Below are 14,332 nucleotides of genomic sequence, written 5' to 3' on the forward strand. Positions count from 1 at the left end.
GCAGGGCGGGCAGCGGGCGGGCCGGAACGCCGGGGGCAGGACCCCCGGCGGCCGCCAGAAGGGCGTCATGCTCGCCGTCGGGGCCGTCGGCGCGCTGATCGTCGTGGTCAGCGCGGTGCTGCTCGCACCCGGCGACGAGGCCGCCAAGGCCACCCCGCCCCCGTCGGCGGCCCCCACCACGGCCGCCCCGGAGCTGCCCGTGGGTGTCGAGTGCAGCGGCGCGGACTGCGCCGGGGAGGACCCCGAGGCGATGGGCTGCGGCGGCGAGTTCGCCCGTACGGTGGCCAGTGCCGTGGTCGGCGGCAGCAAGGTCGAGGTCCGCTACAGCGAGGTCTGCTCCGCCGCCTGGGCCCGGCTCACCGAGGCGGCCATCGGCGACGCCGTGCGGATCACCGGGGGCGGCGGCGGGCAGGACAGCGAGGTCATGGGGGACACCGACGCGTACACCCCGATGGTCGCGGTGAAGAAGGCGTCCGACGCGAAGGCCTGCGCGACGCTGACCTCCGGCACGAAGGGGTGTACGGACTCCGGCGAGTGACTCCGGCGGGGCGTCGCCGTCGTCCGTGCGTGCGGTGCGTGACCGGTTGTGTGCGGTGCCACAGGGGGCCGGGCGGCCCCGCCCGGCCGGGTCCGATAGCCTGACCGCTGGATATCTCTTCACGTCAAGATTCGTCGGGGCGCGGAAGAGGTGTCCAGCACCAGGGTCCGGCACCAGGGGCCGGGACCCCCACCGCCAGCTGTCTAAACGGAGACCGCCATGACCCGCACTCCCGTGAATGTCACCGTGACCGGCGCAGCCGGCCAGATCGGCTACGCGCTGCTCTTCCGCATCGCCTCCGGCCACCTGCTCGGCCCGGACGTGCCGGTCAACCTGCGCCTCCTGGAGATCCCGCAGGGCCTCAAGGCCGCCGAGGGCACCGCGATGGAGCTCGACGACTGCGCCTTCCCGCTGCTGCGCAACATCGAGATCACCGACGACCCGAACGTCGGCTTCGCCGGTGCGAACGTCGCCCTGCTCGTCGGTGCCCGCCCGCGCACCAAGGGCATGGAGCGCGGCGACCTGCTCGCCGCCAACGGCGGCATCTTCAAGCCGCAGGGCAAGGCCATCAACGACAACGCCGCGGACGACATCAAGGTCCTCGTCGTCGGCAACCCGGCCAACACCAACGCGCTCATCGCGCAGGCCGCCGCCCCGGACGTACCGGCCGAGCGCTTCACCGCGATGACCCGCCTGGACCACAACCGCGCGATCTCGCAGCTGGCCTCGAAGACCGGCGCCGCCGTCTCCGACATCAAGAAGCTGACGATCTGGGGCAACCACTCGGCCACCCAGTACCCGGACATCTTCCACGCGGAGATCGCCGGCAAGAACGCGGCCGAGGTCGTCAACGACGAGGTGTGGCTGGCCGACACCTTCATCCCGACCGTCGCCAAGCGCGGCGCCGCGATCATCGAGGCCCGTGGCGCGTCCTCGGCCGCCTCGGCCGCCAACGCCGCCATCGACCACGTGCACACCTGGGTCAACGGCACCGCCGAGGGCGACTGGACCTCGATGGGCATCCCGTCGGACGGCTCCTACGGCGTCCCCGAGGGCATCATCTCCTCGTTCCCGGTCACCACGAAGAACGGTGTCTACGAGATCGTCCAGGGTCTGGACATCAACGAGTTCTCCCGTACGCGCATCGACGCGTCGGTCAAGGAGCTCACCGAGGAGCGCGACGCGGTCCGCGAGCTCGGCCTCATCTGACCCGCACCCGCGGCACGCCGAGCGCCCCCGGCAGCACCTGCTGCCGGGGGCGCTTCCGCATGCCCTCCGGAGGGCATGCGGTCAGCTCTTGTGGTTGCCGGGCGAGTAGTGGCCGGGGGGCAGGCGGCCAGCGACACCGAAGCGGTTCCAGGCGTTGATCACGGTGATGGCCGCGATCAGCTGGGCCAGTTCGGTCTCCTCGAAGTGCTGGGCGGCCTTCGCGTACACCTCGTCCGGGACGAAGCCGTCGGTCAGGACGGTGACCGCCTCGGTCAGGGCGAGCGCCGCCAGCTCCTTCTCGGTGTAGAAGTGCCGCGACTCCTCCCAGGCGCTGAGCTGGACGATCCGCTCGACGGACTCGCCCGCCGCCAGTGCGTCCTTGCTGTGCATGTCCAGGCAGAACGCGCAGTGGTTGAGCTGCGAGGCCCGGATCTTCACCAGCTCCAACAGGACGGGGTCCAGACCTTTACGGGCGGCGATGTCGAGCCGGACCATCGCCTTGTAGACGTCGGGGAGGAGCTGTGAGACGGGAAGCCGGGGCGGATGCTCCGGGGCGAGGTCGGCCGGGGCGTGGTGGTGCTCGTGCGTCGAGGTCATGAGGACAACGTTACGGCCCCGATGGCACCCCGGTATGGTCCATTGTCATGACGGATTCCTGGGCCGCTTTCGGCGCGGACCTGCATCTGGAACCGGTCGGCCAGGGGCTGCGCAGCGGGTTGATGGAGGCGCTGCGGGAGGCGGTGCGCACCGGCCGGCTGACGCCCGGTACCCGGCTGCCGTCCTCCCGGGTGCTCGCCGCCGACCTGGGCGTCGCCCGCAACACGGTCGCCGACGCCTACGCCGAACTGGTCGCCGAGGGCTGGCTCACCGCCCGGCAGGGCTCGGGGACCAGGGTCGCCCAGCGGTCCGCGCCGCGCCGCACGGACCCGGCGGCGGCCCCCTCCCGGCCGGCGCGGTCCGGGGCCGGGCACAACCTGAAGCCCGGTTCTCCGGACCTGTCCGCCTTTCCGCGGACCGCCTGGCTCAAGGCCGCCCGCAAGGCGCTCACCGCCGCGCCCGACGAGGCCTTCGGCTACGGCGATCCGCACGGCCGCGTCGAACTGCGCACCGTGCTGGCCGAGTACCTGGCGCGGGCGCGCGGGGTGTACGCCGACCCGGAGCGCATCGTGATCTGCTCCGGCTTCGCGCACGGGCTGACACTGCTGGGCAGGGTGCTGCGCCGGCGCCGGGTCCGGGACGTCGCCGTCGAGTCGTACGGCCTCGACTTCCATACGAACCTCCTCACCGCTGCCGGGCTGCGCACCCCGTGCCTGCCGCTGGACGAGCACGGGTCCCGGACCGGCGAGCTGGCAGCGATGCGCGGCGCGGGAGCGGTCCTGCTGACCCCGGCGCACCAGTTCCCCACCGGCGTACCGCTGCACCCGGACCGGCGGGCCGCCGCCGTCGACTGGGCCCGGTCCACCGGCGGGCTGATCCTGGAGGACGACTACGACGGGGAGTTCCGGTACGACCGGCAGCCGGTGGGCGCACTCCAGGGCCTCGATCCGGAGCGGGTCGTCCATCTCGGCACCGCCAGCAAGTCGCTGGCACCGGGGCTGCGTTTGGGCTGGATGGTGCTGCCCCGGAGCCTGGTGGGCGAGGTGGTGGCGGCGAAGGGCGTGTCCGACTGGATGTCCGGCTCGCCCGACCAGCTGACACTCGCGGAGTTCATCGCCTCGGGGGCGTACGACCGGCATGTGCGCTCCATGCGGCTGCGCTACCGCCGCCGCCGCGACCAGCTCGTCGCGGCGCTCGCCGAGCGCGCGCCGGGCATCGAGGTCAGCGGGATCGCGGCCGGGCTGCACGCGGTCCTCGAACTCCCGGCGGGCGCCGAGCGTTCGGTGATCCAGGCGGCGGCGTTCCAGGGCCTCGCGCTGGACGGCCTCACGCGCTACCGCCACCCGGATGCTCCGGCCGCCCGCGACGCCCTGGTGATCGGCTACGGCTCGCCGTCGGAGAGCGCCTGGGCGGGCGCGCTGGACGCCTTGTGCCGGGTGCTGCCGTGAAGTCCGGGTTTCGAACAAGTCGCCCCTCCCACTAATCTGACAAGAGGTCCGGTGACGGGAAGGGAGTCGGACCCGAACGCGCACCACGGGGGAGAACCGAACATGGCCACACGAAGGCTGAGGTCGAGCACGGTCGTGCTCGGCGGCATGGGGCTGCTCGCCCTGACGATCACGTCCTGCGGCTCGGAGCCGGACCGGCGCTGCGCCGACCGGACGACCCGCGAAACGCTGCCCAGTTACGAATGCCGGGGCAGCAGCGGAGGCTCCAGCGGCAGCGGACGCGGCTTGTACTACTACGGCGGCAGCACCAGCAGTTACGACGGCAAGGTGCAGGGCGGCAGCTTCGACAAGTCCGCGGTGGACCGCGGCGGCTTCGGCTGCTCCAAGTCCGGCGGGGGCTGAGCACGATGGAGCGCCGCACGACCGAGCCGCGCCCCAGCTGGCAGGAGACCGTCGAGTCGCAGGGCGTCGTCTACCCGCTCACCCGCTACCCGGACGACTCGCTGCGTCCGTACTGGGACGAGAGCGCCTACTACGTCTTCTCGCTGCCCGAGGTCGAGGCCCTGGAGGAGACCGTCGAGGAACTGCACACGATGTGCCTGGCAGCCGCCGCGCACATCGTCGAGCAAGGCCGCTTCGCCGACCTCGGCATCACCGACCCGCGCCTGGTCGCGCTGGTGGCCGAGTCCTGGCACCGCCGCGCCGAACTGCCGTCCGTCTACGGGCGGTTCGACCTGCGCTACGACGGCAGCGGCCCGGCGAGAATGCTGGAGTACAACGCCGACACCCCGACCTCGCTGGTGGAGGCCGCGAGCGCCCAGTGGTTCTGGATGGAGGACCGCTTCCCCGGGGCCGACCAGTGGAACTCCCTGCACGAGCGGCTGGTGGACGCCTGGAAGCGGCAGGCGCCCCTGCTGCCGCCGGGACCGCTGCACTTCGTCCACTCCGACGGCGACGAGGCGGGCGAGGACCTGATGACGGTCGCGTATCTGCGCGAGACCGCCCAGCAGGCCGGGATCGACACCGAGGCGCTGTCCGTCGAGGAGATCGGCTGGGACCGGCTGTCGGGCCGGTTCGTCGACGACCGGCTGCGGTTCATCCGCAGTTGCTTCAAGCTCTACCCCTGGGAGTGGCTGGCAACGGACCGCTTCGGCCCGCAGGTGCTCGACACCCTCGACAACGGCGGCGGTTCCGGCACCACCTGCTGGATCGAACCCGCCTGGAAGATGCTGCTCTCCAACAAGGCGCTGCTCGCGATCCTCTGGGAGCTGTACCCCGGCCACCCGAACCTGCTGCCCGCCTACCTGGACGGTCCGCGCGAGCTGGCCGGACCCGACGGGGCGGGGTACGTGTCCAAGCCGCTGCTCGGCCGCGAGGGAGCCGGGGTCGACCTGCACGGCCCCGGCTCCCCGCCCGTACGGCGCGACGAACCCTGCTGCTACCAGGAGTTGGCTCCGCTGCCCGACATCGACGGCAACCGGGTCGTGCTCGGCGCGTGGATCGTCGAGGACGAGGCGGCGGGGCTCGGCATCCGGGAGTCGGCGGGGCCGGTCACGGACGAGTACGCCCGCTTCCTGCCCCACGTCATCCTCTGAACCCTCCGGGGTCGCGAGTACGGTTACGAGTACGGGTACGGGGCCGGCTCAGGCGCTCAGCACCGCCCGCAGCCGGTCCAGGCCCCAGTCCAGGTCCTCCTTGCTGATCACCAGCGGCGGGGCGATCCGGATCGTCGAGCCGTGGGTGTCCTTCACCAGTACCCCCTGTTCCATCAGCTTCTCGGAGATCTCCCGGCCGGTGCCCAGCGCCGGAGCGACGTCGACGCCCGCCCACAGGCCCCGGCCGCGCACCGCCTCCACCGCGCCGCCACCCGTCAACAGGCCCAGCTCCCGGTGCAGATGGTCGCCCAGCTCGGCCGCCCGCTGCTGGTACTCGCCGGTCCGCAGCATCGCGATCACCTCCAGCGCCACCGCGCAGGCCAGCGGGTTCCCGCCGAACGTGGAGCCGTGCTCGCCGGGCCGGAACACACCGAGCACATCCGCCGACGAGACGACCGCGGAGACGGGCACCACCCCGCCGCCCAGCGCCTTGCCGAGCACGTACATGTCCGGCACCACACCCTCGTGGTCCAGCGCGAACGTCTTCCCGGTCCGGCCGAGGCCCGACTGGATCTCGTCCGCGATGAACAGCACGTTCCGCTCGCGGGTCAGCTCCCGCACCCCGGGCAGATAGCCGGCCGGCGGCACCAGCACCCCGGCCTCGCCCTGGACCGGCTCGATCAGCACCGCCACGGTGTTCTCGGTCATCGCCTCCCGCATCGCGGTGAGGTCCCCGTACGGGACGATCTCGAACCCCGGGGTGTACGGGCCGAAGTCGGCCCGCGCCTCCGGGTCGGTGGAGAAGCTCACGATCGTCGTCGTACGGCCGTGGAAGTTGTCCGAGGCCACGATGATCTTCGCCATGCCGTCCGGCACGCCCTTGACCCGGTAGCCCCACTTGCGGGCGGTCTTCACCGCGGTCTCCACGGCCTCCGCCCCGGTGTTCATCGGCAGCACCGTCTCCATGCCGCACAGCGCCGCCAGCTCCGTACAGAAGTCGGCGAAGCGGTCGTGGTGGAAGGCCCGGGAGGTCAGCGTCACGCGTTCCAGCTGGGCCTTGGCCGCGTCGATGAGACGGCGGTTGCCGTGGCCGAAATTGAGCGCCGAGTACCCGGCCAGCAGATCCAGATACCGGCGGCCCTCGACATCGGTCATCCAGGCGCCGTCCGCCGTGGCCACGACGACAGGCAACGGGTGGTAGTTGTGCGCGCTGTGCGCCTCGGCGGAGGCGATGGCAGTTTCCGTGGTCGACACGGGATCTCCGTTCGTCGTGCGGCGTGGGCGGAGGGTGGTGCCCACTTTGTATCGTCGGTCGGATCCCACGCCGGGAAACCTCCACCGCCCGGCGCGCCCGCCGTGGCACGCCGGGCGGCCGGAATGTGCGGTTCGTCTCAGGCATGCGCTCCCGCGCCCCGGCACCGTGCGCTCCCGCGCCCTCTCCGCCCCGCACCGGCTGCCGGAGATCGCCCCCGTACCTGAGACAATGGGGCCATGGCCTCTGATCGCCCTTCGTTCCCCACCGACCAGCCGCAGACGGGCCGCACCGGTGCGGCCGCCCGTCCGCGCGTGCTCTCCGGGATCCAGCCCACCGCGGGCTCGTTCCATCTCGGCAACTACCTGGGCGCGGTGCGCCAGTGGGTGGCGCTGCAGGAGACCCACGACGCCTTCTACATGGTCGTGGACCTGCACGCGATCACGGTCCCGCAGGACCCCGCCGAGCTGCGGGCCAACACCCGGCTCGCCGTCGCGCAGCTGCTGGCGGCCGGTCTGGACCCGGAGCGCTGCACGCTCTTCGTCCAGAGCCATGTGCCCGAGCACGCCCAGCTCGGCTGGGTGATGAACTGCCTCACCGGCTTCGGCGAGGCCTCCCGGATGACGCAGTTCAAGGACAAGTCCGCCAAGCAGGGCGCCGACCGGGCCACCGTCGGCCTCTTCACCTACCCGGTGCTCCAGGTCGCGGACATCCTGCTCTACCAGGCGAACCAGGTCCCGGTGGGCGAGGACCAGCGCCAGCACATCGAGCTGACCCGCGACCTCGCCGAGCGGTTCAACGGCCGGTACGGCCGGACGTTCACCGTCCCCGCGCCGTACATCCTCAAGGAGACGGCGAAGATCTTCGACCTCCAGGACCCGACGGTCAAGATGAGCAAGTCGGCCTCCACGCCGAAGGGCCTCATCAACCTGCTCGACGACCCGAAGGCCACGGCGAAGAAGGTGAAGAGCGCGGTCACCGACACCGACACGGTGATCCGCTTCGACGCCGAGAAGAAGCCGGGCGTCAGCAACCTGCTCACGATCCTCTCCACCCTCTCCGGCAGCCCCGTCGAGGACCTGGAACGGAGTTACCAGGGCAAGGGCTACGGTGCGCTGAAGACCGATCTGGCCGAGGCCATGGTGGAATTCGTCACGCCTTTCCGGGCCCGTACCCAGCAGTATCTGGACGACCCGGAGACGCTGGATGCCATCCTGGCCGAGGGAGCGGAGAAAGCCAGGGCCGTCGCCGCGGAGACGCTGGCGCAGACGTACGACCGGATGGGCTTCCTGCCCGCGAAGCACTGAGTCCAAGGACCCTGGCGAGATGACGGCCGCAGGGGTCACACTTGCGGCGGCGGAACGCGCGGGCCGGATGTCCGGCCCGCGCGGCATGACCGGAAAACGACCATCGACGGTGGAGGAGAACGACGTGGGGACCGTAACGCTCGGCGTTTCGATCGCGGTCCCGGAGCCCTACGGCAGCCTGCTCCAGGATCGCCGTGCGAGCTTCGGGGACCCTGCCGCCTTCGGCATTCCCACCCACGTCACCCTGCTCCCGCCGACCGAGGCGCAGTCGGCCGACCTGCCGGCGATCGAGTCGCACCTCGACCGGATCGCCACGGCCGGCCGCCCGTTCCCCATGCGGCTGTCCGGTACCGGCACCTTCCGCCCGCTGTCGCCGGTCGTCTTCGTCCAGGTCGCCGTGGGCGCCTCGGCCTGCGCCTGGCTCCAGAAGCGGGTGCGGGACGCCTCGGGCCCCCTGGTGCGCGAGCTCCAGTTCCCGTACCACCCGCACGTCACCGTGGCCCACGGCATCGCCGAGGAGGCCATGGACCGGGCCTACGAGGAGCTCGCCGACTACGAGGCGGCCTGGACCTGCGGTTCCTTCGCGCTGTACGAGCAGGGCCCGGACGCCGTCTGGCGCAAGATCAAGGACTTCCCGTTCGGCGGGGGAGGCGGGGCGCCCGCCGTCCCCGCCCAGGGCGGCTGCACGATCGACGTGTCGTCGGCCCCGTCGCTGCGGCCCTGAGCGCCCGGCCGCGTACGTACGGGACAGCGCTTAGACGGGCAGCCGGCGGAACAGCGGGCGCGGGACGTGCCGTAGCGCCGCCATCACCACCCGGAGCGAACCGGGCACCCACACGGTCTCCGAGCGCCGCCGCAGCCCCGTGACGATCGCCTCCGCGACCTCCTCCGGCCCGGTCGCGAGCGGCTGCTCCGGCCGCCCCGCCGTGGCCCGGGTCCGGACGAAACCGGGGCGCACGACCATCACCTGCACCCCGGTCCCCTGGAGCGCGTCGCCGAGCCCCTGCGCGAACGCGTCGAGGCCCGCCTTGCTGGAGCCGTAGATGAAGTCCGCGCGCCGGGCGCGCTCCCCGGCCACCGAGGACAGCACCACCAGCGAACCGTGTCCCTGCGCCTGCAGTGCGCCGGCGCACACCAGCCCGGCGGAGACCGCCCCGGTGTAGTTGGTCTGGGCGACCCGGACCGCGGCCATCGGCTCCTCCTCGTCCCGCGCCTGGTCGCCGAGGACCCCGAACGCCATCAGCACCACATCGATGTCGCCCTCCGCGAACACCTTGCCGAGGGCGACCTCGTGGGAGGCGGAGTCCAGCGCGTCGAAGTCGACGGTCCGCACGTCCGCCCCCCGGCCGCGAAGCTCGGCGGCGGCCGACTCCAGGGCGGGGCAGGGGCGCCCGGCCAGCCAGATCCGACGGGTGCGCAGGGCGATCAGGCGGCGCGCGGTGGCCAGGGCGATCTCGGAGGTGCCGCCGAGGACGAGCAGGGACTGCGGGGCACCGAAGGCATCCTTCACGGAAATCTCCTGGTCAGGGGTCAGGGGTCAGGGGTCGAAGGGGCGTGGGGGGAGGCTTACAGCCCGAGCCTGCGCGACAGGTCGGAGCGGAACGCCTCCGTCGGGTCCAGCCGCGCCCGCAGCTCCCGGAAGTCCACGAGCCCCGGGTACATCGCGGCCGCCGTCTCCGGCCGCATCCGGGAGTCCTTCGCCAGGCAGACCCGGCCCCCGGCAGTGGCCACCTCCTCGTCGACGCCGTCCAGGAAACGGGACAGGCCGGGCAGGGCCGCGGGCAGATCCAGGGCCAGGGACCAGCCGGGCGCCGCGAACGACAGCGCACCGGGGTCCGCCGCCCCGAACCGCTGGAGCACGGCCCGCACGGCGGGGCTCCGGCGCGCCGCGATCCGGCGCACCACCCGGTGCAGGGTCTCCTCCTGGCCGTACCCGACGGTGAACCGGTAGCGCACCAGGCCGCCCCGGCCGTACAGCAGGTTCGCGTCGGGGAAGGCGTCCGGAGCGTGGAAGAAGGCGGGGACCGGGCGGAGCTCACCGGTCCGCGCGCGGGGTGCGCCGCGATAGCGGACCTCGTTGTACAGGGCGGCCGAGGCCGGGCCGAGGAGCCCGCCCGGCAGTGGCGGGAAGCCGGGGAGGGAGAACCGCCCCCGGGGCCCTCCGGAGCGCGAGCGCAGCAGAGTGCGCCCCGCGTGCGCCGGGCGCACATTTGGAGGTGCGTGATCCCCCCGGGTGAGGATCCCGCGTCCGGTCGCCCGGCCCCGCGCCGTCAGGTCGATCCAGGCGGAGCCGTACGGCAGTCGGTCGCCGCCCGCGGTGAAGCGGGCCAGCAGATCGTCCAGGTCCCCGGCGCGCTCGGTGGAGACGGACATCAGGGCCGTGGCGACGCGCCGGAGGCGGAGCGTGGCGCCCAGGATCACCCCGGTCAGCCCCAGCCCTCCGGCGGTCGCGTCGAAGAGGGCGGTACCCGGCAGCACCGTACGGACCTCGCCGTCGGCGGTGAGCAGCTCCAGGGCGCTCACCTGCCGGGCGAACGAACCCGACCGGCGGTGGTCGAGGCCGGTCAGACCGGAGCCGATCGCCCCGCCGACCGTCACCCTGCCGGTCCCGGGCACGACCGGCGGGAGCCAGCCGAGCGGCAGCAGCACCCGCAACAGCCGCTCCAGGCTCACCCCCGCGTCGCAGCGCACCAGGCCGGCGGCGGCGTCGACTCCGCCGATCCGGGCCAGGCCCGTCGTGTCGAGCACCGAGCCGCCCGCGTTCTGCGCCGCGTCCCCGGGCGACCGCCCGAGCCCGCGCGCGATGACACCCCGGGGCCCGCGCCCCCGGACGACGGCGGCCGCCTCCTCGTGCGTGCGGGGGCGGAACCGTACGGCGGTCGTCGGGGCGGTGCGGCCCCAGCCGGTCAAGGACACCGTGTCGACGGACATAAGGGTGACCGTATCGTCCGGGAAATCCCCTTCGCGGCATTGGTGAATTCGCTCACCGGAACGGGTGACGGAACGAGTGTCGGCGAAGCCTGACCGGGATCCGCCGGACGGGTCCGGGAGAGTCCGGGGCGGACAGCTGGTGTTCCGGGCCCAGGAGGGTACGCGTTACGTCATGGACTGGCTCAAGAAACTCCCGGTGATCGGGCCCCTGGTCACCCGGCTGATGGAGACGCACGCGTGGCGTTCGTACGAGCGGCTGGACCGGGTCCACTGGGCCCGGCTCGCGGCGGCGATCACCTTCATCAGCTTCCTGGCCCTCTTCCCGCTGATCGCGGTCGGTGCGGCCGTCGCCGCCGCCCTGCTGAGCGACGAACAGCTGGACACCATCAAGGACAAGCTCGCCGACCAGGTGCCCGGCATCTCCGACCAGCTGGGCATCGACGGGCTGGTGGCCAACGCGGGCACGGTCGGCCTGGTGGCCGGTGCGCTGCTGCTGTTCACCGGTGTCGGCTGGGTCGGCTCGATGCGGGAGTGCCTGCGCGCGGTCTGGGAGCTGGACGACGTTCAGAGGGCCAACCCCGTCGTCGCCAAGGTGAAGGACGCCGTGCTGCTGGTCGGCCTCGGCGGCGCGGCGCTCGTCACCCTGGCCGTCTCCACCATCGGCTCGACGGCCGTCGGATGGACCGCCGATCTGATCGGCATCCCCGAGGGCGGGGCGGGCGGTGTCCTGCTGCGGGTGGCCGCACTGGCGGTCGCGGTCGTCGCCGGCTTCCTGCTGCTGCTCTATCTGCTGACGCTGCTGCCCGGCGTGGAGCCGCCCCGGCGGCGGCTGGTGGTCGCGGCCCTGCTCGGGGCGGTCGGCTTCGAACTGCTCAAGCTGCTGCTCGGCAGCTATATGAGGGAGGTCGCGGGCAAGAGCATGTACGGCGCGTTCGGAGTGCCGATCGCGCTCCTCCTGTGGATCAACTTCACCGCGAAGCTGCTGCTGTTCTGCGCTGCCTGGACGGCTACCGGCAGCAAGGGCGTGGAGGGCGAGGAGGGCGTGGACACGGCGGAGGACGTGCGGGAGGCAGGGACGGGGGAGGCCGCAGGAGGCGTGGCGTCCGGCGGCTCCACCCGCGCCTAGGGCCGGTCGGCCCTAAGGCTTCTCGGTCGAGCCGGTCGAGCCGGTCGAGGCCGTCGGTTCGGTCGGCCCGGCCGTTTCCGCGGGCTCCGTCGGCTCCGAGGGCTCGACCGCACCGGTCGTCGCCGAGGTGCGGCGGGCCAGGCCGGGCAGCGGCCAGCGCCGGTTGACCAGGAACACCCCGCCGGCCAGGAGCACCAGCAGGCCGCCGATGATCGCCAGGGCGATCCCGACCCCGCTGGAACCGTTCGCGGCGGCCGCGGGCGTGGCCTCCGCCTGGCCACCCGAGCCCTGGTCCGCGCCGGCGGCGGGCGCCGCGCCCTTGCCGCCGCTGCCCGTGCCGGTGTCCACGGACTTCGGCGGCACCAGCGTGCCGACCGGGGTCACCTTGCCGCTCGCGGCGAAGCCCCAGTCGAGCAGGTGGGCGGCCTCCTTGTAGACGGCGTGGCTCTCCTCCTGCGACGGGTTCATGACCGTGACGAGGAGGACCTTGCCGTTGCGCTCGGCGACGCCGGTGAAGGTGTTGCCCGCGTGGGTGGTGTAGCCGTTCTTGACACCCGCGATGCCCTGGTACGGGTCCACGCCGATGTCCCCGGTGATCAGCCGGTTGGTGTTCTGGATCTCGAAGGAGCCACGCTTCTTCCCCTTCTTCTCCTCGCCGGGGAAGTCGGCCGACGCGGTCGCCGCGTACTCACGGAAGTCCTTCTTCTGGAGTCCGCTGCGGGCGATCAGGGTCAGGTCGTAGGCGCTGGAGACCTGGCGCGGCGCGTCGTACCCGTCCGGCGAGACCACCACGGTGTCCAGGGCCTGGAGCTCCTCGGCGTGCTTCTGCATCGCGGCCACCGTCTTCGGCATGCCCCCGTACATGGCGGACAGGACGTGCACCGCGTCATTGCCCGAGCGCAGGAACACTCCGAGCCACAGGTCGTGGACCGTGTAGGTGTGGTCCTCCTTGATCCCGACCAGGCTGCTGCCCTCACCGACCCCGGACAGCTCACTCTCCGTCACCTTGTGGGTCAGAGTGGTGGGCTGGAGCGCGGGGAGGAGCGTGTCCGCGAAGAGCATCTTCATGGTGGAGGCGGGCGGCAGCCGCCAGTGCGAGTTGTGCGCCGCCAGGACTTCCCCGTTCTCCGCGTCCGCGACGATCCACGACCGGCCGGTCAGCCCCTTGGGCAGCACCGGCGCCCCCGGGCCCGGATTGACCTGGGTGCCGGCCTTGGCGAGCTGCTTCCCGCCGATGCCGGACATCGTGCTCGGCGGCTTGGGCTGCTTGTCGTCGCTCTTGTCCTTGTCGGCCGCTGCGGCGGGACTGAGGAAGAAACCGGACATCAAGGCGGCGGAAGTGATCGTGATGGCGATCTTTTTCAGAGCAGGCACGGTCGGAAACGTACAGGGCGAAGGTGTGGATGCGGACCCGGACCGGCTGACCCGCCGCAGGGAACGCCGGGACGGCCCCGTTCGGACGCCACCCCGGAGGAGGGGGCCGGGGGACGGCGGCGATACTGGACCCATGAAGCTCAGCCGCCGCGTGTCCTGGTTCCTGCTCGCGTTCGGGGTGTGGAGCTGGTTCATCTGGATCACTTTCGTCAAGAACCTGTGGCAGGACGGCAGCGGGCTCGCCTTCGACGACGCGGGCGAACCGACCGGGTACTTCTGGGTGCACCTGCTGCTCGCCATCACGTCCTTTCTTCTGGGGACGGCGGTCGGCGTGATCGGGTTGCGCGGAGTCCGGGCTTCACGCGAAGAACGCGCATGACGACGGGAACGTGGGGAAGCTCGGATGGCTGCAGTGATCTTCGCTCTGGTGGGGCTCGTGGTGCTGGCGCTGCTCGGCGCCGTGCACCGGTATCTGTGGCGGCGCTTCGTCGGTGACACGACGGCGCCGGGCAGCCCGCTGCGGAGGGCGGGCACCGTCGCCGCCTTCGTCCTGCCCCTGCTGAGCGTCGGCGCCATGACGTCCGGCCGGATGGGCGCCCCCTTCCGGCTCCAGCAGGTGCTGGCCTGGCCGGGCTTTCTGTGGCTGGCCTGCCTGCTGTACCTGACGCTGGCGCTGCTCGTGGGCGAGGTCGTACGGCCGGTGCTCCTGCGGGCCCTCGCCCGGCGCGACGCGGCGAAAAGCGGAACGGCTCCCGGAACCCTCGCCGAGGCCCCGGACGAGACCCGCCTCCGTACCGAACAGCTGGTTCCTTCCCGGTCGGCCGGTGTCCCCGCCCGCTCGGAAGCGGCGGCGCGTACGGCCTCCGAACCCACGACGGACCCGGAAGCGGAGCAGGAAACGGAACCGGCGGGGAAAGCTGCCGGAGAAGCCCCGGCCGTCACCGCCCCCGCCCCC

14 protein-coding genes and 1 pseudogene are annotated in these 14,332 nt (G+C 72.4%); 10 read left to right on the forward strand and 5 right to left on the reverse strand.

The genetic code is table 11. The annotated features are described in order from the left end of the window. Nucleotides 1-538: DUF2690 domain-containing protein (locus B9S58_RS03090; protein WP_146063454.1), on the forward strand; the 538-nt coding region annotated here is incomplete at its 5' end. 219 nt (nucleotides 539-757) lie between these two features. After that, complete coding sequence (locus tag B9S58_RS03095; RefSeq protein WP_103530607.1) at nucleotides 758-1,747, forward strand: malate dehydrogenase; 990 nt, start codon at nucleotides 758-760, stop codon at nucleotides 1,745-1,747. 81 nt (nucleotides 1,748-1,828) lie between these two features. Here B9S58_RS03095 and B9S58_RS03100 read toward each other — a convergent pair whose 3' ends face one another. Further along, nucleotides 1,829-2,344 carry a carboxymuconolactone decarboxylase family protein gene (locus B9S58_RS03100; protein ID WP_103530608.1) on the reverse strand — a complete coding sequence of 172 codons (516 nt, stop codon included), beginning with the start codon at nucleotides 2,342-2,344 and terminating at the stop codon, nucleotides 1,829-1,831. A gap of 47 nt (nucleotides 2,345-2,391) precedes the next feature. Here B9S58_RS03100 and B9S58_RS03105 point away from each other — a divergent pair, with 47 nt between their 5' ends. The 3 genes from B9S58_RS03105 to B9S58_RS03115 all read left to right on the forward strand — a co-directional run bounded on the left by B9S58_RS03105 (nucleotide 2,392) and on the right by B9S58_RS03115 (nucleotide 5,387). Then, nucleotides 2,392-3,792, forward strand: coding sequence for a PLP-dependent aminotransferase family protein (locus B9S58_RS03105; protein WP_103530609.1), 1,401 nt, complete (start codon nucleotides 2,392-2,394; stop codon nucleotides 3,790-3,792). A gap of 102 nt (nucleotides 3,793-3,894) precedes the next feature. Continuing rightward, nucleotides 3,895-4,194, forward strand: a complete 300-nt coding sequence (locus B9S58_RS03110; protein ID WP_103530610.1) for a hypothetical protein — start codon at nucleotides 3,895-3,897, stop codon at nucleotides 4,192-4,194. 5 nt (nucleotides 4,195-4,199) lie between these two features. Then, on the forward strand, nucleotides 4,200-5,387 hold the full coding sequence (locus B9S58_RS03115; RefSeq protein WP_103530611.1) for a glutathionylspermidine synthase family protein: 1,188 nt from the start codon (nucleotides 4,200-4,202) through the stop codon (nucleotides 5,385-5,387). Nucleotides 5,388-5,435: 48 nt separating this feature from the next. Here the strand turns inward: B9S58_RS03115 and rocD are convergent, their stop codons facing one another. Further along, on the reverse strand, nucleotides 5,436-6,641 hold the full coding sequence (gene rocD / locus B9S58_RS03120) for an ornithine--oxo-acid transaminase (protein ID WP_103530612.1): 1,206 nt from the start codon (nucleotides 6,639-6,641) through the stop codon (nucleotides 5,436-5,438). A 312-nt stretch (nucleotides 6,642-6,953) separates the two neighbouring features. Here rocD and trpS point away from each other — a divergent pair, with 312 nt between their 5' ends. After that, nucleotides 6,954-7,946 carry a tryptophan--tRNA ligase gene (gene trpS / locus B9S58_RS03125; RefSeq protein ID WP_103530617.1) on the forward strand — a complete coding sequence of 331 codons (993 nt, stop codon included), beginning with the start codon at nucleotides 6,954-6,956 and terminating at the stop codon, nucleotides 7,944-7,946. Between the two features lie 124 nt (nucleotides 7,947-8,070). Then, a complete protein-coding gene (locus B9S58_RS03130; protein WP_103530618.1) occupies nucleotides 8,071-8,670 on the forward strand; it encodes a 2'-5' RNA ligase family protein in 600 nt (199 codons plus the stop codon). A 30-nt stretch (nucleotides 8,671-8,700) separates the two neighbouring features. Here B9S58_RS03130 and B9S58_RS03135 read toward each other — a convergent pair whose 3' ends face one another. Beyond that, nucleotides 8,701-9,456: a decaprenylphospho-beta-D-erythro-pentofuranosid-2-ulose 2-reductase gene (locus tag B9S58_RS03135; RefSeq protein WP_103530613.1), complete on the reverse strand. Its 756-nt coding sequence runs from the start codon at nucleotides 9,454-9,456 to the stop codon at nucleotides 8,701-8,703. A gap of 56 nt (nucleotides 9,457-9,512) precedes the next feature. After that, nucleotides 9,513-10,877 (reverse strand): FAD-binding oxidoreductase, encoded by a 1,365-nt coding sequence (locus tag B9S58_RS03140; RefSeq protein WP_103530614.1) that lies wholly within the window; start codon nucleotides 10,875-10,877, stop codon nucleotides 9,513-9,515. A gap of 172 nt (nucleotides 10,878-11,049) precedes the next feature. On the opposite strand from B9S58_RS03140, the gene B9S58_RS03145 reads away from it, so the two are divergent. After that, nucleotides 11,050-12,003 carry a YihY/virulence factor BrkB family protein gene (locus B9S58_RS03145; protein WP_103530615.1) on the forward strand — a complete coding sequence of 318 codons (954 nt, stop codon included), beginning with the start codon at nucleotides 11,050-11,052 and terminating at the stop codon, nucleotides 12,001-12,003. A gap of 12 nt (nucleotides 12,004-12,015) precedes the next feature. Here the strand turns inward: B9S58_RS03145 and B9S58_RS03150 are convergent, their stop codons facing one another. Next, nucleotides 12,016-13,377: a D-alanyl-D-alanine carboxypeptidase family protein gene (locus B9S58_RS03150; RefSeq protein ID WP_219818865.1), complete on the reverse strand. Its 1,362-nt coding sequence runs from the start codon at nucleotides 13,375-13,377 to the stop codon at nucleotides 12,016-12,018. Nucleotides 13,378-13,510: 133 nt separating this feature from the next. Between B9S58_RS03150 and B9S58_RS38390 the strand changes: the two genes are divergently transcribed. Both B9S58_RS38390 and B9S58_RS03155 read left to right on the forward strand, forming a co-directional pair. Then, on the forward strand, nucleotides 13,511-13,756 hold the full coding sequence (locus B9S58_RS38390) for an SCO4848 family membrane protein (protein WP_219818866.1): 246 nt from the start codon (nucleotides 13,511-13,513) through the stop codon (nucleotides 13,754-13,756). A gap of 33 nt (nucleotides 13,757-13,789) precedes the next feature. Then, nucleotides 13,790-14,332 (forward strand): annotated as a pseudogene (locus tag B9S58_RS03155) (metallophosphoesterase); the annotation flags it as partial.

The sequence above is a fragment of the Streptomyces sp. SM11 genome (genome assembly GCF_002910905.1).
GTDB lineage: Bacteria > Actinomycetota > Actinomycetes > Streptomycetales > Streptomycetaceae > Streptomyces.